General features: G+C 28.9%; 20 protein-coding genes. 9 read left to right on the top strand and 11 right to left on the bottom strand.

Going from position 1 to position 25,408, the window contains the following annotated elements; translation table 11 throughout:
• Positions 1 to 192 precede the first annotated feature (192 nt).
• Complete coding sequence (locus RDX53_RS08655) at positions 193 to 2,283, top strand: glutamine synthetase III (RefSeq protein ID WP_295732712.1); 2,091 nt, start codon at positions 193 to 195, stop codon at positions 2,281 to 2,283.
• A 191-nt stretch (positions 2,284 to 2,474) separates the two neighbouring features.
• Positions 2,475 to 4,178 carry an ammonium transporter gene (locus RDX53_RS08660; protein WP_195930866.1) on the top strand — a complete coding sequence of 568 codons (1,704 nt, stop codon included), beginning with the start codon at positions 2,475 to 2,477 and terminating at the stop codon, positions 4,176 to 4,178.
• A gap of 157 nt (positions 4,179 to 4,335) precedes the next feature.
• Here RDX53_RS08660 and tkt read toward each other — a convergent pair whose 3' ends face one another.
• The 3 genes from tkt to RDX53_RS08675 form a co-directional block, all read right to left on the bottom strand.
• The gene (gene tkt / locus RDX53_RS08665; RefSeq protein WP_307993978.1) at positions 4,336 to 6,318 is read right to left on the bottom strand and encodes a transketolase; all 1,983 of its coding nucleotides are present in this window, start codon (positions 6,316 to 6,318) and stop codon (positions 4,336 to 4,338) included.
• A 52-nt stretch (positions 6,319 to 6,370) separates the two neighbouring features.
• Positions 6,371 to 7,018, bottom strand: coding sequence for a fructose-6-phosphate aldolase (fsa, locus tag RDX53_RS08670; RefSeq protein ID WP_195930868.1), 648 nt, complete (start codon positions 7,016 to 7,018; stop codon positions 6,371 to 6,373).
• Positions 7,019 to 7,202: 184 nt separating this feature from the next.
• Positions 7,203 to 7,940, bottom strand: coding sequence for a GntR family transcriptional regulator (locus tag RDX53_RS08675; protein ID WP_195930869.1), 738 nt, complete (start codon positions 7,938 to 7,940; stop codon positions 7,203 to 7,205).
• A 348-nt stretch (positions 7,941 to 8,288) separates the two neighbouring features.
• On the opposite strand from RDX53_RS08675, the gene RDX53_RS08680 reads away from it, so the two are divergent.
• The gene (locus RDX53_RS08680; RefSeq protein WP_195930870.1) at positions 8,289 to 9,230 is read left to right on the top strand and encodes a TIGR01212 family radical SAM protein; all 942 of its coding nucleotides are present in this window, start codon (positions 8,289 to 8,291) and stop codon (positions 9,228 to 9,230) included.
• Between the two features lie 65 nt (positions 9,231 to 9,295).
• Here the strand turns inward: RDX53_RS08680 and RDX53_RS08685 are convergent, their stop codons facing one another.
• Both RDX53_RS08685 and RDX53_RS08690 read right to left on the bottom strand, forming a co-directional pair.
• Positions 9,296 to 10,237 (bottom strand): DMT family transporter, encoded by a 942-nt coding sequence (locus RDX53_RS08685; RefSeq protein ID WP_307993979.1) that lies wholly within the window; start codon positions 10,235 to 10,237, stop codon positions 9,296 to 9,298.
• 119 nt (positions 10,238 to 10,356) lie between these two features.
• Positions 10,357 to 10,923 (bottom strand): DJ-1 family glyoxalase III, encoded by a 567-nt coding sequence (locus RDX53_RS08690; protein WP_195930872.1) that lies wholly within the window; start codon positions 10,921 to 10,923, stop codon positions 10,357 to 10,359.
• Between the two features lie 136 nt (positions 10,924 to 11,059).
• On the opposite strand from RDX53_RS08690, the gene RDX53_RS08695 reads away from it, so the two are divergent.
• The gene (locus tag RDX53_RS08695; protein ID WP_195930873.1) at positions 11,060 to 11,650 is read left to right on the top strand and encodes a zinc dependent phospholipase C family protein; all 591 of its coding nucleotides are present in this window, start codon (positions 11,060 to 11,062) and stop codon (positions 11,648 to 11,650) included.
• 135 nt (positions 11,651 to 11,785) lie between these two features.
• On the opposite strand, the gene RDX53_RS08700 is transcribed toward RDX53_RS08695, so the two are convergent.
• From RDX53_RS08700 to RDX53_RS08715, 4 genes are all read right to left on the bottom strand, one after another.
• Positions 11,786 to 13,066, bottom strand: coding sequence for an alanine/glycine:cation symporter family protein (locus RDX53_RS08700; RefSeq protein WP_307993989.1), 1,281 nt, complete (start codon positions 13,064 to 13,066; stop codon positions 11,786 to 11,788).
• A gap of 188 nt (positions 13,067 to 13,254) precedes the next feature.
• Complete coding sequence (locus RDX53_RS08705; protein WP_307993980.1) at positions 13,255 to 14,109, bottom strand: ABC transporter permease; 855 nt, start codon at positions 14,107 to 14,109, stop codon at positions 13,255 to 13,257.
• Positions 14,110 to 15,033: an ABC transporter ATP-binding protein gene (locus RDX53_RS08710; protein ID WP_307993981.1), complete on the bottom strand. Its 924-nt coding sequence runs from the start codon at positions 15,031 to 15,033 to the stop codon at positions 14,110 to 14,112.
• Between the two features lie 131 nt (positions 15,034 to 15,164).
• Entirely contained in the window at positions 15,165 to 16,406 is a 1,242-nt protein-coding gene (locus RDX53_RS08715) for a competence/damage-inducible protein A (protein ID WP_307993982.1), read from the bottom strand.
• Between the two features lie 169 nt (positions 16,407 to 16,575).
• On the opposite strand from RDX53_RS08715, the gene RDX53_RS08720 reads away from it, so the two are divergent.
• From RDX53_RS08720 to RDX53_RS08740, 5 genes are all read left to right on the top strand, one after another.
• The gene (locus RDX53_RS08720; RefSeq protein WP_307993983.1) at positions 16,576 to 17,556 is read left to right on the top strand and encodes a dipeptidase; all 981 of its coding nucleotides are present in this window, start codon (positions 16,576 to 16,578) and stop codon (positions 17,554 to 17,556) included.
• Positions 17,557 to 17,702: 146 nt separating this feature from the next.
• The gene (locus tag RDX53_RS08725; RefSeq protein ID WP_307993984.1) at positions 17,703 to 18,749 is read left to right on the top strand and encodes a DUF819 family protein; all 1,047 of its coding nucleotides are present in this window, start codon (positions 17,703 to 17,705) and stop codon (positions 18,747 to 18,749) included.
• A 286-nt stretch (positions 18,750 to 19,035) separates the two neighbouring features.
• The gene (locus tag RDX53_RS08730) at positions 19,036 to 19,941 is read left to right on the top strand and encodes a D-alanine--D-alanine ligase (protein WP_307993985.1); all 906 of its coding nucleotides are present in this window, start codon (positions 19,036 to 19,038) and stop codon (positions 19,939 to 19,941) included.
• A 219-nt stretch (positions 19,942 to 20,160) separates the two neighbouring features.
• Positions 20,161 to 21,618 (top strand): PLP-dependent aminotransferase family protein, encoded by a 1,458-nt coding sequence (locus RDX53_RS08735; protein WP_307993986.1) that lies wholly within the window; start codon positions 20,161 to 20,163, stop codon positions 21,616 to 21,618.
• Positions 21,619 to 21,879: 261 nt separating this feature from the next.
• Positions 21,880 to 22,902, top strand: a complete 1,023-nt coding sequence (locus RDX53_RS08740; RefSeq protein WP_307993987.1) for a hypothetical protein — start codon at positions 21,880 to 21,882, stop codon at positions 22,900 to 22,902.
• Positions 22,903 to 23,013: 111 nt separating this feature from the next.
• Here RDX53_RS08740 and murF read toward each other — a convergent pair whose 3' ends face one another.
• Complete coding sequence (gene murF, locus RDX53_RS08745) at positions 23,014 to 24,390, bottom strand: UDP-N-acetylmuramoyl-tripeptide--D-alanyl-D-alanine ligase (RefSeq protein ID WP_195931850.1); 1,377 nt, start codon at positions 24,388 to 24,390, stop codon at positions 23,014 to 23,016.
• Positions 24,391 to 24,527: 137 nt separating this feature from the next.
• Complete coding sequence (locus tag RDX53_RS08750; RefSeq protein WP_307993988.1) at positions 24,528 to 25,319, bottom strand: sugar phosphate isomerase/epimerase; 792 nt, start codon at positions 25,317 to 25,319, stop codon at positions 24,528 to 24,530.
• Between the last annotated feature and the right edge of the window lie 89 nt (positions 25,320 to 25,408).

The following is a 25,408-nucleotide window of genomic DNA, read 5'->3' on the forward strand; positions in this document are numbered from 1 at the left end:
TGACATATTATTCCATAAGGCATACAATGTTTTTATAAAGTTAATTAAAACAGCAAAGGCGCTGTAGGTTATAAGTATCCTACAGCGCTTTTCTTTTTTTCAAGATATTTAAGTAATTATTAGATTATACGATGATGTATAAGTCTATATTTATTAGATATTTTTTATTTTTAAATTTTGGAGGTAATTATTATGACAAAAGTCCCAGAAATATTTGGAAGTTTAGTATTTAACGAAACTGTGATGAAAGAAAGACTGCCTAAAGATGTCTATAAAGCATTACAAAACACTATAAAAGACGGTAAACCAATCGATTTAAAAGTTGCAAATGTAGTTGCCACTGCAATGAAAGATTGGGCAATAGAACATGGTGCTACCCATTTTACTCATTGGTTCCAACCAATGACTGGTATTACTGCTGAAAAACACGATAGTTTTATAAGTCCAACTAATGATGGAAAAGTAATCATGGAGTTCTCTGGTAAAGAATTAGTAAAAGGCGAACCAGACGGTTCATCATTCCCTTCAGGAGGTTTAAGATCTACTTTTGAAGCTAGAGGATATACAGTATGGGACCCAACTAGTTATGCATACTTGAGAAATGGTACTTTATGTATTCCTACAGCCTTTTGCTCATATGGAGGTCAAGTACTTGACAAGAAAACTCCTTTATTAAGATCAATGGAAGCTATAAATAAATCAGCTGTAAGACTTTTACATCTATTAGGAGAAACAGATGTAAAAAGAGTTACTACTACAGTTGGTCCTGAACAAGAATATTTCTTAATAGATAAAAGCTTATACAATAAAAGAATAGATTTAAAATTTACTGGTAGAACTTTATTTGGTTCAAAACCGCCAAAAGGCCAAGAGCTAGATGACCACTACTTCGGTGCAATAAAACCAAGAGTAGTTGAATATATGAAAGATTTAGATGAAGAGTTGTGGAAATTAGGAGTTTTAGCAAAAACTAAACACAACGAAGTTGCTCCATCTCAACACGAGTTAGCTCCTATATTTACAACTACAAACGTCGCTACTGACCACAACCAATTAACTATGGATGTTATGAAAAAAGTAGCTTGTAAACACGGTTTAATGTGTTTATTACATGAAAAACCATTTGCTGGTGTCAACGGTTCTGGTAAACACAACAACTGGTCTATATCAACAGATACAGGTAAAAATATATTAAGCCCTGGTAAAGACCCTATAAACAACAAAGTATTCTTAACTTTCTTAGTAGCAATAATCAAAGCTGTTCATGAAAATCAAGACTTACTTAGAATATCAGTTGCAGATGCTGGAAATGACCATCGTCTAGGTGGAAATGAAGCACCTCCTGCAATATTATCAATGTTTATAGGTACTGATTTAGAAAAAGTATTAAAATGTATTGAAGAAAACCTTCCATACAATGAAGAAACTTTAAATTCATTAGCAATAGATGTCGGTGTATTGCCATCATTTAAAAAAGATACTACAGATAGAAACAGAACTTCTCCATTTGCATTTACAGGAAATAAATTTGAGTTTCGTATGTTAGGTTCTACTGCTAATATAGCTTGCCCTAACACTATACTTAATACTATAGTTGCTGAATCTCTTGATTATGTTTCTGATTATATCGAAGGAAAAGACGATATAGATAAAGCTTTAAATGAAGTACTAAAGAAAATATTAAAAGAACATAAAGCTATAATATTTAATGGAAATAACTACGCACCTGAATGGGTAGTTGAAGCAGAATCTAGAGGATTATTAAATTTAAAATCTTCTGCAGAAGCTCTACCTCATTATACAGATGAAAAAAATATAAAATTATTTGAAAAACACGGAGTATATACTAAATTAGAATTAGAATCAAGAAAAGAAATACTGCTTGAAAAATACTCTCAAACTATAAATATTGAAGCACTTACAATGCTTGAAATGATCAAAAAAGATATTATACCAGCTGTATGTAATTATTCTAAAGATTTAACAGAATCTGCTTTAGCTAAAAAAGACTTATCTTCAGACATAGATATATCTTTAGAAACTAATTTAGTATCTAAAATCTCTTCACTAAGTAGCTGTTTAGCTAAGAAAACTGCTGATTTAGAAAAAGTTCTTTTAGGTGCAAAAGATTGTGATGATAGCGAAAAATTAGCTAAATACTATCATGATACAGTATTATCTCAAATGAATGAAGTTCGTGCTATAGCTGACGAACTAGAAACATTAGTAGGAAAAGGCTACTGGCCATTCCCAACTTATACAGATTTATTATTTAGCGTATAAAATATTTAAATTCATATTTTAACATAACTAAATACTATCTACACAAAGGCGTGTACTCTATCTAGATAAATGGTGGGGACACGCCTTTAATTTCTTTTTAACTTATGTATTTAGGATTTATAAATTTTTCAATATTTGCTTTATCTTTTATATTGGAAATTATGAAAATTTAATTATTAGGAGGATTTATTATGTATTCATCAGTCGATACGATTTGGGTATTATTAGGAGCTGCTTTAGTATTCTTTATGCAAGCTGGGTTTGCAATGGTTGAAACAGGATTTACTAGAGCAAAAAATGCAGGTAATATTATAATGAAAAACTTGATGGACTTCGCTTGTGGAGCGTTAGTCTTTTGGATATTTGGATTTGGTTTGATGTTTGCTGGCAGTGGTAAACTAATAGGCGGACTCGACTTTTTTATCCAAGGTAATTATGGTGTCGAAGGTAGTTATACTTCTTGGGCATATGTAATATTCCAAACAGTATTTTGCGCTACTGCTGCAACTATAGTTTCAGGAGCTATGGCAGAAAGAACAAAATTTAAATCTTATTTAGCTTATTCAATTGCAATAAGTGCATTTATCTATCCTATATCAGGTCACTGGATTTGGGGTGGCGGTTGGCTTTCTCAATTAGGATTTATAGACTTTGCAGGTTCTACTGCAGTTCATATGGTAGGTGGTCTAGCAGCCTTAGTAGGTGCTAAAATTTTAGGACCTCGTATTGGAAAATACAACAAAGACGGCAGTGCAAATGCAATACCAGGACATAATATAACAGTTGGTGCTCTTGGAGTATTTATATTATGGTTTTGTTGGTTTGGATTTAATGGATGTTCGACAACTTCAATGACTGGTGATGATAATTTAATTCTTGCAGGTAGCGTATTTGTGACAACTAATATAGCAGCCGCTGCTGCAACAGTAACAACAATGATATTTACTTGGGTTAAATATAAAAAACCTGATGTTTCAATGACTCTAAATGGTTCACTTGCTGGCCTTGTTGCAATAACAGCAGGATGTGCAGTAGTTAATCCAATTGGTGCATGTATAATAGGTATAGTCGCAGGCCTAACTGTAGTTGTCGTAATAGAATTTTTAGATCAAAAATTAAAAATAGATGACCCAGTGGGTGCAATAGGTGTCCATGGTGCATGTGGTGCAATAGGTACAATTCTTACAGGTGTATTTGCAGTAGATGGTGGTCTAGCATATGGCGGAGGTTTTCATCTATTAGGAGTTCAATGTTTAGGTGTATTAGCTGTTATGGCTTGGGTTTTAGTAACTACTACTATATTATTCAAAGCTATAGATGCTACTTTAGGTCTTAGAGTTAGTGAAGAAGAAGAAATCGTCGGCCTTGATAAATTAGAACACGGCCTATCAAGTGCATATGCTGACTTTGCAAAAGCAAGTACAGTTAGAAAATTAAAAACTGCAGCAGAAAAAGTATCTGTTGACAAAGCTGTTCCAGTACAACTAGTAAGCAAAAGTGCTTCTTCAGATATAGTAGCTTCTGATATTAAATTGACAAAAATTGAAATAATAACAGATCAAGATAAATTTAAAGATTTAAAAGATGCCTTGAGTGATATAGGCATAATGGGTATGACTGTTTCTAATGTTTTAGGTTGTGGTACTCAAAAAGGTGCTCCTAAATATTATAGAGGTGTTGCAGTAGAAATGGAATTACATCCTAAGATATTAGTTGAGATAGTAGTCGCAAAAGTGCCAGTACAAACTGTTATAGATACTGCTAAAAAGGTTTTATATACTGGTAATATAGGCGACGGTAAGATATTTGTATCATCTGTAGAAAATGCAGTTAAGATACGTACTGGTGAAGAAGGCGTAGATGCCCTTCAATATCCAGAAGAAAAAGCTAATTAATATGCTAGTTAACTATAATCTATTTATAATTAATTAGGTCATAGTAATTACATTTAATCCTGGGATTATGATAGAGGTATCATATCCTAGGATTTTTTAAATTTAAAAGGAGGAAAAATCAAAATTAGATTTTTCCTCCTTTTATTTCTATTTAAAATTATTTATTTACAACTCTTAATGCAGTTTCAACTACGTTTTCAACTGTAAATCCGAATTCTTTAAATAATATTGATGCTGGTGCAGATGCTCCGAAGTGATCAAGTGCGATTACTTCACCATCTAAACCAACGTATTTATACCATCCGAAAGAAGATGCAGCTTCTACAGCTACTCTATTTCTAACAGCGTTTGGAAGTACGCTTTCTTTGTATTCAGCGCTTTGTGCTTCGAATAATTCAAATGATGGCATACTTACTACTCTAGCGTCAATACCTTTTTTAGCAAGTTCATCAGCAGCACCCATTATTAATTCAACTTCTGAACCTGATGCCATAAGTATTACATCTGGAGTTTCTTTTTGAGAGTCTTTTAATATATAAGCTCCTTTTAAAGCAACTTTTCCATCTATATCGTATAGTGGTAAGTTTTGTCTTGTTAATACTAATGAAGTTGGTGTAGTTTTGTTTGTTACAGCGTAGAACCAAGCAGCAGCAGTTTCATTTGAGTCAGCTGGTCTAAATACTGTCATGTTTGGTAAACTTCTAAGTGCAGCTAATTGTTCTATTGGTTGATGAGTAGGTCCATCTTCTCCAACACCTATACTATCGTGAGTTAATATATAAGTCACTGGTAAGTTCATTAAAGAAGATAATCTCATTGCACCTTTCATATAATCGCTAAATACGAAGAATGTCGCACAATAAGCTTTAAGTCCACCGTGAGCAGCTATTGCATTAGATATTGCAGCCATTGCATGCTCTCTTACACCAAAGTGTATATTTTGTCCACTTCTGTCTTCTTTTGAGAAGAATCCAGTGTTTTTCATATCACTTTTATTAGATGGTGCTAAGTCAGCAGATCCACCCATTAAGTTTGGTATGAATGATGTTAATCTATTTAATACATCTCCTGATGATTGTCTAGTTGCACATCCTTTTTCAAATTTCCAGAATTCTTCACTATTTAATAATTCATCAGTAACATCTAAATCATGCCATTTTTTATATTCTGCTGCTAATTCTGGATAAGCTTCTTCGTATTTTGCAAATAACTCATTCCAGTTTTGTTCAGCATTTTCACCGTTAGCTATATATGTTTCCATATTAGTGTAAACATCTTGTGGTATAAAGAAGTCTTCAGCTTCCCATTTCATTACTTCTTTCATTTCTTTTATGTTGTCAGCACCTAGTGGCTCACCATGAGCTTTAGCTGAACCTTGTCTAGCTGGACAACCATATCCGATTTGAGTTTTTACGATTATTATAGAAGGTTTTTCAGTTTCAGCTTTTGCTTCATCTATAGCTTTTGATATAGCATCTATATCGTTTCCATCTTCTATATTTAATACTTGCCATCCATAAGCTTCATAACGTTTAGCAACATCCTCTGTAAATGCTACATCTGTATCCCCTTCTATAGTTATGTTGTTTGAATCGTAAAGTAATATTAATTTACCAAGACCTAATGTACCTGCAAGTGAAGAAGCTTCTGAAGATATACCTTCCATTAGGCATCCATCACCTGTTATAGCGTATGTATAATGATCTACTATATTAAATCCATCTCTGTTGAATTTATCAGCAAGTTTTGCTTCAGCTATTGCAAAACCTACAGCATTACATATACCTTGTCCTAAAGGGCCTGTAGTTATCTCTACACCTTTAGTATGACCGTATTCTGGATGTCCAGGTGTTTTACTTCCCCATTGTCTAAATTCCTTTATGTCATCTACAGTTATTCCATATCCGAATAAGTGTAGTAATGAATACTCAAGCATTGAACCATGACCTGCAGATAATACGAATCTATCTCTGTTTTTCCAGTCAGAATTTTTACCATTGTGATTCATTTTTGTCCATAAAGTGTATGCCATACTAGCAGCACCAAGTGGTAATCCAGGATGTCCTGAATTTGATTTTTGTATAGCATCAGCTGCTAGTACTCTAATTGCATTAATACATTTCACATCTAAATTGTTCATATATTTCCTCCATTAAATTAAAACGTTGTGATAAAACTAAGGTCAATTTTTTTTATTTACCAAATGTAGCTTCCCAGTCTTTTTTGAACTTTTCTATCCCCTGATCTGTTAAAGGATGTTTTAACATTTGTTCAATTACTTTTGTAGGAACAGTAGCTATATCAGCTCCAGCAAGTGCTGCATCTATAACGTGTATTGGATTTCTAACGCTAGCTGCTATGATTTGTGTATCTATTTCGTGAACTGCGAATATTTCAGCTATAGTTCTTATTAAATCCATACCTGGTGTAGATATGTCGTCTAATCTTCCTAAAAATGGTGATACGTATGTTGCCCCAGCTCTTGCAGCAAGTAATGCTTGAGTTGCTGAGAATATTAATGTTACGTTAGTTTTTATTCCTTCTTTAGTTAAAACTTTTACAGCTTTTAAACCTTCACCTGTCATAGGTATTTTTACTACCATATTTGGATGAATTGCCGCTATTTCACGTCCTTCTACTATCATACCTTCTGCATCATCACTATTAACTTCTCCGCTTATAGCTCCATCAACTATTGATGCAATTTCTTTTATAGTTTCTTTGAAGTCTTTTCCTTCTTTTGCTATTAAAGATGGGTTAGTTGTTACACCGTCTATTACTCCCATGTCGTTCACTGCTTTTATTTCGTCAATATTAGCTGTATCTAAAAAAAATCTCATGTTTTAATCCTCCTTAACGTTTTCATATTTCATAATCATTATAACATGTATTATTCCAAATTCTACAAAAATATAATAATTTTTTATATAAAATATGATATAAACTTTATCTTTTTAATATTAATTTTGTAAAAAGTCGAAATTTGTAAATACTCGTAATTTCTCACAGATTTTCATCAACTTTTTATTTACCTCTGTATTTTAACTTAATTTTGTACGTACTAATGTCCCCAGAATCTCTAGATATAGAATACTCTATTACTCTATTATTATCATCATAAGTAATTGTTCTCACTTCTTGAAGTGGACTTCCAACTTTAAGTTTTAGCTTTTGAGCGTCTTCTCTCCCCGCCGCAACTACTCTAAATTCCTTTTCTGCATAACATATATTGATATTATATTCCTCTGACATTGTTTTATATAATGATACAGATGAAAAATCATATCTGTCCATATTGGAAAATATAGATGCCGGCACAAAAGTTATAATACTCATCGCTGGGCGTTCATCTATAAATCTTACTCTTTCTAATTCATAGACTTCCTTTTCTTTATCTCCAAAAATCTGTTGTAATTTAGAATCTAATTTTATAGCTTTAATTGAAAGTGCTTCTGTTCTTATCTTATGATTACTTTCTTTAAATGCTTCTTCAAAGCTTTTTAAACTTCCCAAATCCCATGAATTTAGCTTTTCTCTTTCAGCAACAAAAGTTCCTACACCTCTACGTTTTTCAATATAACCCTCTTTAACTAGATTGTCGATTGCTTGTCTTACAGTTGTACGACTTACGCCATAGCTTTGTATTAATTCATGTTCTGTCGGTAGAGCTTTATTTTGCGGATATGTACCATCTTTTATCTTTTCTAAAAGTTTGTTTTGTAGTTGAAAATATAGTGGTAATGGACTATTTTTATCTATCATGTTTCTTCCTCTCTTAATAAATATACTTTAATCAATAATGATATAATTATCCCATTGATAAAACTTTTGGTCAAGAAATTAAAGACATATTTAATACGTTGTCATGATGTCATTATATCATATCTAATCCAAAAAACAATATTAATTAGAAAACTTTTATTATTTTAACCTAAATATGATATAATACTAAAATGATATAATAAAAATCATAAAGAAATCTGTATTCTAACGAAATACATTTAAGTATATAGATTTCTTTGAGATATATGTGAAGAAATTATGATTATTTAATATCTATAATTTCTTATTATTCTCTAAAATATAATATTTATGAAAAGGTGAATTAAAATGGCAAAATTTAAATATGCATTTGATGATAATAAAAGATACCATACTTGGAATTACTACCTTAGAAATAACTTTGGTGAAAAAGTATTTAAAGTCTCTTTAAATGCTGGATTTACATGTCCAAACTTAGATGGTAAAGTTTCAAAAGGTGGATGTACTTATTGTAGTAATAGTGGTTCTGGTGATTTTGCTGGAAATCCAGCAAGTCCATTAAGCGAGCAATTTGCAGAAATCAAGGCTATGATGCATAAAAAATGGCCTAATGCAAAATATATAGCTTATTTCCAAGCTTATACCAATACTTATGCTCCACTAAATGTATTAAAAGATAAATTTGAAGAGGCACTATCTTTTGAAAATGTAATAGGTCTTTCAATTTCTACAAGACCAGACTGTTTAGAAGATGATGTAGTTGATTATTTAGCAGAACTTAACGAAAGAACAAATTTATGGGTCGAGTTAGGTCTTCAAACTATACACGACGTTACATCTAAAAAAATAAACAGAGGACACGACTATAATACATTTTTAGAAGGGCTTAAAAAGCTTCAAGATAGAAATATAAAAGTTATAGTTCATATAATTAATGGACTTCCAGGAGAAGACTACGACATGATGATGGAAACTGCAAAAGCAGTTGCAGATATGAATGTAGATGGAATCAAAATACATTTACTTCACGTTATAAAAGACACTGCCCTTGCAAGATCATTAGAGAAAAATCAATTTGAGCTTATGGACAGAGATGAATATATAAATCTTGTGTGTGACCAACTTGAAATACTACCTCCTGAAATGATAATACATAGACTTACAGGTGACGGAAAACGCGATGAGCTTGTAGGACCTATGTGGAGTCTTAAAAAATGGGAAGTTTTAAATGATATAGACAGAACTTTAAAAGAAAGAGACACTTATCAAGGAATTTACTATAAAAAATAACATTATACTTCAATAAATTACTTAAAATAAAAAAGACTTCACATATTTTGTAAAGTCTTTTTTATTTACTTACTACATTCTGATATAGTCTCAGTTTGATATTTGTCTTCTTCTATTTCTTCCTTAACATCTTCTATTGCTTTTACAGCTATAAAAGTAGACACTACCATAAGTAATACTCCGAATAATTTAACAACAGAGAAATCTTCTCCAAGCAAAGTCCATCCTATTATAACTAATAAAACAAGTTCTATTGATGCAACTACACCTGCTATAGATAGTTCTACACCTTTTAATATACCTTTAGAATATACTATATAAGACATTGCAGTAGGTATTATCCCTATAGCAGCTATATATCCAAATACTTTTACAGAATCTATTTTTGAAATAGTTTCTACTGGATTTATTCTAAAGCACATTAAAATCGCAGCTATTAAAAATGCATAAGCACTCATAGTTATATTATCCATTTCTTTTAATGCATTTTTATTGAAAATTGGTAGCATTGCGTAAGTTATCGCTGCCATTATACCCGCAAAAATACCAACTGTATTTATACCTTCTAGTTGAATTTTTCCTCCTGTTACTGCTAAGTATGCACCTATTACACAAAATACTAATGATAATATTTTTATTTTATTAATTTTTTCTTTATATACTATTTTAGAAAAAATCGCTACAAATACAGGCGATACATAAAGTAGAACTGCTGCCATAGATGCACCTACCATAGAGATTGAACTCATATAAGATATATTAAATACTAATTGGCATACTATCCCTATTCCAAGTACATATAAAATTCCCTTTTTTGTTATTTTAAACATTGTAGGCATAGTTAGCTTTCCATATATACTAATTGCTATAAATCCGCCTATCATTCTGAAAAACGCTATTTCTTCAGATGAAAAATTATAATCACTAATTTTGCTAACTAAAAATCCTAAAGTAGACCAAAAGATTCCGGCTAATAAAATATAAAAATATCCTATTTTATTTTTCATAATTTCCTCCTCAATTATGAATTTATAATACTTTCCTAAAAATAGAATTAGAGTGCAAAATATCCACACTCTAATCATTATATCAATTTCCTATTAAACAATCTTTTGGTAATGTTTTCTTATTTTATATGTTCTACATAAAAATCAACTAACATATCTTGTTTTATTTGTTTTGCTTTTTCGTTATAACCTAAGTCTTCTAATATTCTAAATGCAAATTCTAATGCTGTAGCAGGTCCTCTACTAGTTATTATATTTTTATCTGTTACAACTATTTGATCTTCTAAATAATTTACTTTATCTCTACCTTTTATAAAACCTGGATATGATGTACACTTTCTATCATCTAATATTCCAAATGCTTCTAAAGTTTGTGGTGCTGCACATATAGCGGCAACTATTTTTCCTTCATTGTTAAATTTAATTGCCATATCTTTTACTCTTTTATCTAATAAATTATCAGCTCCTGGTAATCCCCCTGGTAAAACTATAGCATCGTATTCATCTTGATTGATATTATCTATTATACAATCAGATTTTACTGTTATGTTGTGAGTTCCCCTAACATACTCCTCTTTTATAGAGCATAAATCACATTTTAATTCCGCTCTTCTAAGTACATCTACAACTGATAGCGCTTCAATTTCTTCAAATCCGTCAGCTATAAATACTAATATTTTTTTCATATTTAAGTCTCCTTTACCTTTTATATACAAACTTTTTAGGTTGTAAAATTTTTATTTTCTTGTTATTATTATAATAAATAATTAAAAGTTACAACTATAATTTAATTATATAATTATTATATGGAAGGTGCAATTAATGATTTTAAATACACATTTAACAATTTCAAATGCACTTATAGAAAATATAGATTCTAGTAAATCGTTTTTTCTAAGTGAAAAGAACTTTATTTATGGCAATATCAAACCAGATATGACATCTAAGTACGTTTTACATAAGCATTATTTAAAAGAATCTTTCGATATGATAATCGGAAAAATAAAATCCCTATGTAAATTATCACTAGATTTTATTGAAAAATATTTTTCTGTAAGTAAGTTTAGTCAAGAATTAGGCGTTATATGCCATTTTTTATGTGATTTTTTTTGTGTACCACATAGTCAACGCTGGGAATTTTCCCATAGTTTTAAAAAGCACGTAGTCTACGAAAGAGACCTTCAATTAATAGCTAAAGATACTAATTTTAACAAAATAATTGAAAGAGATTCTTTAAGTCATACAAGTGTCGAAGAATTTTTCAACAAATTATATAGACAATATGTAGAAAAAGAAGACTTTGAAAATGATTTATTCTTCTCAACTTATATGTGTAATAGTGTTGTTAATTATATTTTAGATTGTATTTTGGAAAACACTATAAAATCTTATTCACTGCAAATTTGTAGTTAATAAGTAGTAATAAAGTAATAATTAGAAACTGGATGCTTAAATACATTCAGTTTTTATTTTTTTGAAACACTAGAATAAAAAAATGGCCTCTTAATTATTTAAGAGACCTAAAATTATATTAGAAAGAGTTTTTAACTATTTAGCTTTGTTATGATGTTTTTGTTCCCAAAAATCAGCACCTTTTATTCCTAATTTAATTGGATCAAAACTGATTTCATCTCTTGGAACCCCTGCCTTTAATTGTGATTCATAATCATTAAAACACAATAAAGCCTTCTTTGATAATGCCAAAATAGCAATTAAGTTTAGCCATGCCATCATAGCTACACCAATATCCCCCATAGTCCATGCTAATCCTGCAGACTTAATGCAACCAAATGCTGTCATAGCTAATAAAGCTATTCTAAGACAATTTATAGATAATTTACTAGATTTTCCTCCAGTAAATTTTTTAACTAAGTATGTTAAGTTAACTTCTGCAATATAGTAATACGCCATTAATGTAGTAAATGCAAAGAAGAAAAGTGCTATTGCTACAAAAGCTCCACCAAAACCTGGTATCAACGTATTTATTGCATTTTGAGTATATACAGGCCCTATATCTTCTATAGCATATCCCGGCATATTCTCAACCATTATCTTTTTAGTAAATTCATTAAAAGTGTTGTAACAACCTGTCATAAGTATCATAAATCCAGTTGCTGAGCATACAAATAATGTGTCTACGTAAACTGAAAAGGCTTGTACAAAACCTTGTTTTGCCGGATGTGAAACTTCTGCTGCTGATGATGCTTGTGGCCCTGTACCTTGACCAGCTTCATTTGAGTAAACTCCACGTTTTACACCCCAAGCAATTGTAGAACCTAATATTCCACCAAAACTCGCCTCTGCACCAAATGCAGATTTAAATATTAAAGCTATAACTCCTGGTAAATCACCTATAATGGCAATTATAATTACAACTGCCATTAATATATATGCACCACCCATAAACGGTACTATAAATTCTGCTGCTGAACCTATTCTTTTTATTCCACCAAATATAACTACTCCTGTTAAAATAACTAAAAATACTGCTGTAACGTTTACACTTATTCCAAATGCATTGTTTATAGATACTGCTATAGAATTTGATTGTACGCCTGGAAGAAGTATTCCTATAGCTATAACTGTAACTATAGCAAATAAAGTTGCATATGCTTTAGAAAAAGTTGTACTTCCAAATCCTTTTTCTATGTAATAAGCTGGACCTCCACGATATTCACCGTCGTGTTCTTCTTTATAAAGTTGACCTAAGGTCGATTCTGCAAATGCTGAGCCTGCTCCCAAGAAAGCTATTGCCCACATCCAAAACAATGCTCCAGGTCCTCCCCATGCTATAGCAGTAGCAACACCAGCAATAAAACCTATATTAATTAAATTGTATTATCTTTTATATTAATTAGTGTTAGAAATAAGTTATAATAAGGTAATAAAAATTTAACATTAGTAAAAAATTTTTAACTAATTAATTTAATTTTCTATATTTTGTGACAATAAAATATGTAAAATATATAAAGTTTTACTTTTTATTTTTAATGCTACTAATAATAAATTTAACATTATTATTTTTTCTTTTTAGATATAACTAAAATCGATAATATAAAAAATAATAAAGCTGAGCCTATTAATATAAATACACTTGTAGTATTTGTTATTATCTTATCGTCTATATAATATACTACACCCATAGCTTCTTTAAACTCATCCATATAGCTTCCCGATATGTTTGCAAACGACTCATTCATTTGTTTTTCCATAAATATCTGTCTTAATATGCTTATTCCATGTGATGTTGGAAACGACTTGACTATTAGTTGAACATTTTTAGGCAACATAGAAATAGGCAAATAAATCCCAGTTATAAATCCTATCAATGTTCCAATTATCGAACTCGCTGTTGAAAATGCCTTTTGACTATTAAATAAAGATACTATAAATAATATCATCGCGCTATTTGATAATGTAGTTAAAAGTATGATTATTACTACTTCTATAAGTTGATTAAATGACAGCAACTCTGCTTTACTATATAATAGATATGCTTGTGAAATTATTAAAGCAATTATAGACATTATGCTCCCAACTATAAAAGAGCTCAATATATATCCTCCCATAATTTTATAATTTTTCATTGGAGATACAACAAAATCTTTTATTTTATTTTTACTTTTATCCTCAACCATTATTCCAAACGCTCCTATATTAGCAGTTACTGATGTTACTCCAATAAGTCCAGCCATAATCCAGCAATTCATTAGATTTTTTGCACCTTTTATTTCTTTAAAAGAATCTACCCATACATCCCCTAAAAATACTATATATAATCCCAATACAATAAATACTGCTAATAGTGAAAAAAATACTGCTGTTTTATCTCTAAAAAACATCTTTAAATTTCTATTTATAAAAGTAATCACTTATTTATCCCCCTTTGTAATATTTAAAAATACATCGTCCATGCTACCTTTTATTACTTCAAAAGAGTTTATATAAATTCTACAATCATCTATTATTTTTATACTATCTAATGTTGTATTTATCTCTATAGTTATATCGTTGTTTTGTATAAAGAACTCATAATTATTTTCTTTTAAATAGTTTTCGATAAAATCACTTTTCTCATCGTCAAAATATATTATCATCTTGTCTTTAGCATATTTTTCTTTTAATTCATCAGTTGTACCCTTTGCTGCTATAACCCCTTTGTCCATAACTACTATATAGTCGGCTTTTGATGCCTCCTCCATATAATGAGTCGTAAGAAATACCGTCATATTATTATCTTTTTGCAAAGTTCTTATCATATCCCATACGTTTTTTCTTGTTTTAGGATCTAATCCTGTAGTTGGTTCATCCAAAAATAATATCTTAGGTTTATTTATAAGTGCTCTTGCAATATCTACTCTTCTTCTCTGTCCGCCTGATAGTTTTCTATATTGTCTATTTATAATTTCTCTTATTCCAGTAATATCTGCTATTTCTTCTAAATTTTTATTAAACTCATCTTTTGACATGTTATATAATTTACTTCTAGTTATTAAGTTTTCTTTTACAGTTAAAAGTTCATCTAATACACTTTCTTGAAATACTACTCCTACTAATGATTTTATTTTTTCATCATCTTTTCCAACTTCATAGTTGTTTATTTTTATACTTCCTCTATCTGCTTTTAAAAAAGTACACAACATATCTATAGTAGTCGATTTTCCCGCACCATTTAATCCTAAAAATGCAAATAACTCTCCCTTTTCAACATAAAAATCTATTCCATTGACAGCTTTTACATCTTTATAAGATTTTTGAAGTTGCCTAACTTCTATTATTTTATTATTAAGTCTCATTTTCCCATCCCCCTTCTTACTAAAATTATATTCTTAAAAAAAAGAAAAACAAGTGATTTATACATCACTTGCTTAAATTTAACTTTATAAAAATAATTTATGAAATTACTTATTATATACTTATTTTAATATTATATTATTTTATTTAATAATTCTAATCTCAAATCATTTAATATAGTCTTTGTAGCTCTTTCTCTTATTTGTTGTCTATCTCCATTAAATACATATTTCTTTGAAATAACATCTCCATTTATATAAATCCCAAAATAAACTAGACCAACTGGCTTTTCATCACTTCCTCCACCAGGTCCAGCTATCCCAGTTGTCGCAATTCCTACATTTGTATTGTATCTAGCTGCCACACCACAAGCCATCTCTTTTGCACACTCACTGCTGACTGCTCCATATATATCTAGTGTTTCTTTCTTTACTCCTAGCGATTTCATCTTTGCTTCGTTAGAATAAGTTACGCATCCTTCCATAAACACAGAAGATATTCCCGGATAATTTATAAGGTTTGCTGATACCATACCTCCTGTGCATGATTCTGCAACAGCAATTTTCAAATCATGTTCTACTAATATTTTTGATACAACTTCTTCTATACTAGTCTCTCCAGTAGCATATAAATTCTGTTTAAATCTTTTTTTCATCTCATCTGACATAGGTTTTATAAGATTTCTAGCTTCATCTATATTTTTTGCTTTGGCTGTAATTCTAAGCGTACACTCATAACCTTTTGCATAAGTAGCTATAGTTGGATTAGTTTGTGAATCTATTATATCTAGTATATCATTTTCGACTTGAGACTCTCCAACACCTATTATTCTAAGTACTTCTGATTCTATTACATCATCTGTAAGTTTTGATAAATAAGGTTTTACATAATTTTCAAACATAGCTTCCATTTCTTTTGGCGGTCCTGGAAGTACAATTATCATTTTATTGTCTTTTTCCATAATGCAACCTGGCGCTGTCCCATTGTCATTTTTAAGTATATACGCTTCTTTTGGGAAATAAGCTTGCTTTTCATTATTTTTAGTCGGCACTCTATTCATATGTTTAAATCTCTCTAACATAGCTTCTAATGATGGTTTATGTAACTCAAGTTTATAATCAAAGCATTTTGCACAAACTTCTTTAGTTATATCGTCTTCTGTCGGCCCAAGACCTCCAGTACATATAACAATATCACTTCTATTTAGACTTTCTTTTAATGTGCTTAATAATCTCTCTTCATTATCTCCTACAGTTAGTTGATAGTAAACTTCTATCCCCATACCTGCAAGCTCTCTAGCTAAATATCTACTATTAGTATTTAATATATCTCCTAATAAAATCTCTGTTCCAACTGTTATAATTTCTGCTTTCATAATTACTCTCCTATTTTTAATCTTTGTACTATTTTATTATAATTCCCAACAATAGAATTTACATTAATTTTAATTTAAAAACACTAAATTTTTATTGCAATTTTATCTGTATTTTAATAAATTATAATATAATTAAACATTTCAGTATAAGTAGAAAGTAGGTTTTAAAATGGTATTTGATTGTCATTCTGATTTATTCACTGATGTAACTGTAAAAATGTTAAAAGGTGAAAAAGACATTATAAAAAATCATTATTTAGATGAATTAAAAAACGCAAATTTAATCGGTGGAATATATGTAATTTGGATAGACCCACCTTATGATAAATGTCCACAAAAAAGAGTTAAACAAGTTGTAGAGTGTTTAACTGAAGAAATAAATTCAAATTCTGATATTATAAAACAAATTAAACAGTTTTCTGATTTTGAAGTCGCTTTAAAACAAGATAAATTAAGTGTTTTAGTAGGTATGGAAGGCATTAGTTATATAGGCGAAGATGTAGATATGCTTCATTATTTTTATGATGTAGTTGGAGCTAGACATGCATCACTTACATGGAATGAACAAAATGCACTTGCAACTGGTGTTGGAGGAGATCCACTTAGAGGACTTACAGACTCTGGTAAAAACGCTGTTAGAAAGCTCGAAGAATTAAAAATGATAGTAGATGTATCACATGCAAACGAAAAATCATTTTGGGATATTATGAATATTGCCACAAAACCTGTAATAGCTTCACACTCAAACGTAAAAGCTTTATCAGATCATAGAAGAAATCTTACTGATAATCAGATTAAAGCGATTGCTGAAAGTGGCGGTATAATCGGTATAAATGGCTACAGAGACTTTGTAGATTATAAAAATTGTCAAAGAGCAGATGTAGGTGATTTAGTAAATCATATAGATTATATGGCCGATTTAGTCGGTATTGATCATATTTCTTGTGGATTTGATTTTTCTGGATTTATAGACCAAGACTGTTTATCTGCATTTTTAGAAGATACATCAAATCCTAATGTGCTTGGATTAAAAGAGTTTAAGGACACTCCTAATTTAATAAAAGAGCTTCAAAAACGCGGATATACACAAGATGAGATAGAAAAAATAGGATACAAAAATGCCTTTCGAGTTATCCAACAAGTCCTTTAAATTTTTTATTTCTATTTATCTATAAAACTAAAAATCTCTATATATTAAGTAGATAACATATCATATGTTATCTACTTTTTTACTTTTTAATACTTTTTTGTTAGTTTTTGTATTATCTACCACAATATATATGATTATAGATAATCGTGGTACTTTTATTTTATTTAATTTATAAATATGATAACGTTTGGACTTATGTTGTTCCACTTGCAATTACACTTTTACTATATCAATGTGATATAAAGAAAATTTGGAAAGAAAGTGGTAAAATGCTTGTCATTTATCTGTTAAGTGCAATAGGTACAATGGCAGGTGCCGTAGTAGGTTTTTACTTCTTAGCTAGTAAAATACCTTTCTTAGCTCAAGTTGCTGGTATGATGACTGGTTCTTATATCGGTGGTGGTGCTAACTTTGCTGCTATGTCGGCGGCATTTGAACTTCCTGGTGATGTTGTTTCTGCAGCAGTCGTTTCTGACAATTTATTAATGGCATTATATTTCTTTGTATTAATAACTATACCATCAATCAATTTCTTTAGAAAACACTTCCTTCATCCACATGTTGAGGAATTTGAAAAACAAGAAATTAAAGATGGGGAAACTACAGCTTCTTCTTATTGGAGCCGTAAAGATATATCGCTAAAAGATATAGCTTTATCTATAGGTAGTGCATTTGTAATAGTAGCTGTATCAAATACTATAGCAGAGTTTTTATCATCTACTATACCTACAAGTAATGCATTTTTATCACTTTTAAATACTTTACTTGGAAATCAATACTTAATAATAACTACTGTTACAATGATTTGTGCATCTGTATTTAGTGATTTCTTCTCTAATCTTGGAGGCGCTCAAGAAATAGGTACATATTTAATATACATATTCTTCGTTGTAATAGGTGTTCCAGCTTCTATACAATCTATAGTAGTTAATTCACCATTATTATTAGTATTCTGTTTTATAGTAGTATTTATAAATATGTTAGTTACATTTACATGTGCAAAAATATTTAAATTCAACTTAGAAGATGCAATCCTTGCATCTAATGCATGTATAGGTGGTCCTACGACAGCAGCTGCTATGGCAGTTTCTAAAGGATGGACAAAATTAATAGCGCCAATAATGCTTATAGGTACTTTAGGATATGTTATAGGAAATTATTGCGGAATTATAATCGGTAATTTCTTGTTATAATCTACATAAAAATATTTTATTTTTAAGAGATAACAAAATTTGTTATCTCTTTTTTATTTGTTTTTTTATTAACAACCACCCTCTTTATTATTTACTACAATCGTGGTACTTTCTATTTCTTTTTGTTATACATATAATTAATATATAATAAATATTGCTGCGGTAGTATTTACTTTAACTTAAAATTGCATAGAAGTTAAATTGTAAATTATATTTACTAAAACTTCGTAAATAATAAATATAACTTATTACTGAATTAAAATTTTATTAATTAGGAGAGATAAATATGAAAAAGAAAGTTGTTGTAATAATGGGTGGTATTTCATCTGAACGTGAAGTATCTTTAAATTCTGGTAGATCTGTACTTAATGCTATAAATAGAGATAAATATGACGTACATGAATTAATAATAAATGAACCAATGGATGTTGTAAATAAAATGCCTGAAAATGTAGATTTCGCTTTATTAATTTTACACGGTAAATACGGTGAAGATGGAACTATACAATCAATGTTAGAGTCTATGGGAATTAAATATTCAGGATGTGATCCTCTAACTAGTGGAATATGCATGGATAAAAATATGTCAAAAAAAGTATTAAAAGCATCTGACATACCTACTGCTCCATGGATAATTGCAAAATCTGTTGATTCAATAGACTACGATGCAATAGAAAAAATGGGATATCCTGTTTTTATAAAACCAAATAGCGGTGGTTCTAGTGTAGCTACTTTCAAAGTAGATAGAAAAGAAGATGTTTATGAAGCTGTAAGAAAAGGTCTAGAAGTTGACGATATAGTTATGATAGAAGGTTATCTTCCAGGAGATGAATACACTTCTTTCATATTAAACGGAGAAGTTTTTCCAACTATAAAAATAAGTTCACCAAATGAATTCTTCGACTATGAATCAAAATATGCAACTGGTGATAAAGCTGCAACTGAAGAAGTTGTTTATTTAGAAGAATCACTTCAAAACGAAATAAACATGAAAACTAAACAATGTTGGGATGCATTTAACTGTAGAGCATTTGTAAGAGTAGACTTTATATTATCAAATGGTAAATTCTATGTTCTTGAGTTAAATACTCTTCCAGGAATGACAGTAACTAGTTTAATACCTAGAAGTGCAAATGCCAAAGGTATATCTTATAGCGAATTAATAGATAAAATAATAGAGTATTCATTATAAAATAGTAAAAATCAAAAAAGTCATCACATATATTTTGTATATACTTTCTTGAATTCATAGGAAATTTGATATCTATACTCAATATAATTTCCTATGATATATAAATATATGTTATAATTATAAATAGACAATTATATTTTAAAATATAATTGTCTTTATTTTTATGTAGATATTTATTAAATAATACATATATTTAATTTCTAATAAAGGAGGCCTATTTTGTTATTTTTTAATTTTGAATTAAATAAAGAAGAACCAGTGTATATGCAGATTAAAAACTATATAGAAGATTTAATAACAAAGGGATTACTCCCTATAAATAGTAAACTTCCTTCAACTAGAGAACTATGCTCTATCTTAAATGTAAGTAGAAATAGTGTGTTAAGCGCTTATGAAGAATTAAAAACAGAGGGCCTTGTCTACTCTATTAAAGGTCAGGGGACTTTTGTAAAAGAACAATCTTATATCACTACTTCTAGCTGGAATGTAGATTGGTCTTCATACGAAAATGAATATACTAAAGCTTTAAATGAAATGGATTCTTCTAAAAATGAAATCCAGTGGAAATCAAACTTAATTTCGTTTAAAAGTATATCACCTGCAGGTGACCAATTCGATATGGAAGAATTAAAACGCGCTTTTTTAAATAGATTTAACTTAGAAGGCCATAAACTATTAAACTATGGCTATGCACAAGGTTACAAACCATTAATTGAATTTTTAATGGAATATATGAATAAAAAAAATGTAGACTCTACAAATAAAGATATATTAATTACTAATGGATTTACAGAGGCATTAAATATAATAATATCCTCGCTTACTAATCCAGGCGATTATATCTTGTGTGAAAATCCAACACACAATGTATCATTAAAAATATTTAAATCATTTAACTTAAATATTTTGCCTATGGATTTAAATAAAAATAGCTTAGACTTTGAAAGTATAAACTCTACACTAAAAAAATATAAAGGTAAGATTAAATTTGTATATATTACACCTTCATATAATAATCCAACTGGCATTGTATTATCTCCAAACGATAGATTTAAGTTTTATAATATAATGAAAGAAAACAATATAGCAATAATTGAAGATGGATTTAATGAAGAGCTACTCTACTCTAGTTCTCATATTTTTCCGATTTGTTCATTAGATAATAAAAATAACGGAGTAATTTACATAGGTAGTTTTTCAAAAATTTTATTCCCGGGAATGAGAATTGGCTGGATATTTGGAGATAAAAACTTAATAGATAAATTAGTCAGCGTAAAAAGAAGTATAAATATGCATGTATCATTTTTAGATCAAGGTATATTATACGATTATTTAAAAAACAGCAACTTCGATAAATATCTGAAGAAAATAAGAAAATACTATGGCGATAAATTTAACTTTGCTTTAGAATGTTCTCAAAAATATATAGATTATGAATATGTTTTGGGTGATGGAGGTCTTCACCTATTCTTTAAATTAAAGGATATAGATACTAGATATCTCCTTGAAAAATGTCACGAAAAAGGCGTTATCTTTATGCCCGGCGATGTATTTTTCATAAATAAAAACCAAAATAATTTTATGAGACTTGGATTTTCTAGATTAGAAAAAGATGAAATTGAAAAAGGTATAAAGATAATCGGACAGACTATAGACGAAATTAAACAAAGCCTATAAAAATAAATAAAGACAATTTCCCACGTCTTATAAAAAGATACTATAATTCATCAATATAGTATCTTTTTTATTGTTTATATCTATATAAATATGTTAATATATAGTAAGAAATATAATCAATTACAAAATTGTATATTGATATCAATAATCTGTTGTATAAAAGTACAAGTAATATCATAAATAAAACTTAATTATCTACTCTTTTAAAATGTACTGCTTTTTTCATTTTTTAATAATATTTAAAAATGGGGTGAATATTTAATGAAAGAAATAAAATATTATAAAGAAGATTATATGGGGTTAAAAAAATACAAAGATGACAAACTATTTAGAAAAGAAATACCCAATGTAGATATGCTTATTAATATGATTGAGGAAGATGAAACTTTATATAAAAACTATATTAGAGATAACAACATATTCCCTATCACATTTATACATATTTTTGAAAATAGAAAAGACGATATAAAATGGTTTTATGACAATAAAGATAAATACTTCAAAGATATAATACGCTACGAAGATATCAATAAAATTATAAAATCAAATAATTTCAAAGATGATGTCTGTAGCTATTGTTGTCATGATTGTATTACACTATTTAAACGATGTCAAAGTGGCAATTATATGAATGCATATTTACAATTATATGTATATAATTATCTATACTTATATACATCTGATATACTATCACCTAAATATGAAGATTTTATAAATGAAAAAGAATTAGTAAAAGATGCAATATTATTTTTAGTAGAAGTTATAAATAAGACATATCAAACATATAAAAATTCAAGAACAAAAAACAGAGATATATTTAAAGAAAATGCAGATTTTATATTATTATTAACTAAATACTCTGAAGACCCACTATTTATAAAAGAAGTCCCAAATATATATAAAATAATAGATAAATTAGAAATGTCATTATTGACTAACAATGAAGATGATGCATATAAGGCGTATTGGCTAATATCTGATATAAGAAATTCAATAAAATTATATGAAGAATTTAGAGATGATATGGAGTTTTTTTATAACAATAGAGACTTAAGTAAATTTATATATAAAGATATATTAGATATCAATAAAGATGAATATAAAGGTATTTTATTTAATTATATTATAATGTACGAGAAATCTAAAAAATTTGAAGATATATATAATTATATAACTACAACTTATTTTATACTTAAAATAGATAATGTAGAAATAGACATAGGATATGAGGATGAATCTATAAGAGAATTTTTAAAATGGGTTATAGATGAAATAAATAAATAAATTCATTAAAAAAGCTAAATTTAATATTTACACTAAATTTAGCTTTTTATTTACATATAAGTTTTAACTTATATTGCTTAATAAAAATTTTAACTTATATATCTTATTATATTATTTACTTAAAAACTCTACAACTTCTTCTAAGTGCATTCCTCTAGATGCTTTAACTAATATAGCATCTCCTTTTTGTAGAATATTTTCAAAGTTTTCTATGGCTTCTTCTTTTGTTTTGAAGTAGTAAGTATTTTCTTTATCCATGTTATTTTTAATAGCTTCATCTACCATAAATTTGGCATCATCTCCAACAGCTATAAGTATATCTGCATATTCGCTAGCACATTTACCAACTTCTCTGTGACCTTCTTCTGCAAATGAACCCATTTCAAACATATCACCTAATACTGCTACTTTTCTATTTTCGTATCTGTTTAATACTTTTAAAGCAGCTCTCATAGAATCTACACTTGCATTATAAACTGAATCTATAACTGTATAGTTGTCATTTTTTATAACGTCCATTCTAGATTTAGTTATTTCTAAGTTTCTTAAACCTTCTCTTATTTGATCTAAACTTATTCCTAAAGTTTGACCTACAAGTATAGCTGCCATCGCATTGTATATGTTATGCTCTCCAACTGTCGGTATGTAGAATTTTTCTATATTGTTATCTATCATAACGTTGAAAGTTGTATCACTATCATTCATCTCAAAGTCTACACAGTATATTGTGTTGTCTTTTTCAAATCCAAAAGTTTTTAAGTTGTAGTTTAAGTCTTTGTTTTTTAATGTTGTTAGCATATCATCGTCGCCATTTACTATTAATGTGCAACTCTCGTCAAAGTTTGTAGTTATTTCCATCTTAGCTTTAAATATACCTTCTCTTGAACCAAGTCTTTCAACATGAGAAAGTCCTATATTAGATATAACACCTATCTTAGGATTAACTATATTTACTAAGTATTCAATTTCATTAAATCCACTCATACCCATTTCGATTACAGCACATTCATAGCTTTTATCTAAATTTGTAAGAGTTAGTGGCACTCCGAATTGATTGTTTAAGTTACCCATATTTTTAAGAGTTTTGTATTTACTTGATACAGCAGCATAAACCATATCTCTTGTAGATGTTTTACCAACACTACCAGTAACTCCTATAAATGGTATATCAAATTTATTTTTATAGTATCTAGATATATCTCCAAGTGCAAACTCAGTGTTTTCCACTTCGATTATATTTACATCTTCTCCTATTATTTCTAAATCGTTGCTTTTATTTTTTATTATTGTTTTACAACCATTTTCTATCGCAGAGTTTATAAATTTATGTCCATCTAAAGACTCCCCTATTATTGCGAAAAATGCATTGTTTTTATTTGCAAGTCTGCTATCTATAACTAAATCATTTATAGCTTCAACTTCTTTACTCTTACTTGTTAAATCACCATTGCTGGCATTTACTAATTCTTCTATAGATAAGTAATCCATATTTGCTCCTCTCTAACACTTTAAATTCTCTAAAAAATTATACCATATATGTCATATGTCAACAATATTATAAGGTTTTCATTATGCTATATTTTAGCTTCAATTTATTATTATATGAATTATTTTAATATATTTAATTAAATATTATTTTTAGCTAATTCTCTTAATTTTATAAAACCATTTTTATAAAGTATATCTAGAGAGTCTCTAAGTTCATTTACATCTGTTATTTCTAATGATATAGTTATATCTTTGTCTTTTAATTTATTCAATATAGATATTACATCCATAGTACCTTTATTTATTGCAAAATGTGAATCTTCATCTCCATAATTGTTGTGTATATGCATATGTTTCATATATTGCCCAAATGATTTTATCCAATCTTCTATATCTACTTTTGAATATACATTTACATGACCTATATCTAAGCAAAGAGATGTTTTTTCATCATAAATATGTTTCATAAGTTCATTCATTAAAAAAGAATTTTCTTCATGCACATTTTCAAGGTGTATTTTTATATCGTCGTCTTTTTTATCTTTAAGGAAGTTGTTCCAATACTTAGGCGTACGCTGCATCCACTCAATATAACTATATGTCTTTGGATAATAGCCATTGTGATATACTACATAATTTGCATCCATTTTCTTCGCCACATCATATGCTTGTTGCATCCTATATGTAGAAACTTGTGTTATTAAATTATCTCGACTACCTGCACTTAGCTCTGCATAGGGACCATGTATTCCAAATTCAACCGCATCGTATAACCTACCTAATTCCTTTTTATAAATCTCTATAAATTCATCTTGCTTATCTAGACAATAAGGGCTTGCAAATAATACTATTTCTAAACCTATATCGTATTTCTCAAGCAAATCTATAATATTTTCTGTTTCTGTTAATTGTGATATATACACTTTCATATTTAAATCCATTCCCCTTTCTAAGTTTAAAGTATAAAATATTATTTTTAGATAAATTAAATAAATATTCTACATAATATTTTATTTTT

Origin of the sequence: uncultured Intestinibacter sp. (assembly GCF_902468165.1) — a bacterium.
In the GTDB taxonomy this organism is placed as follows: Bacteria; Bacillota; Clostridia; order Peptostreptococcales; family Peptostreptococcaceae; genus Intestinibacter.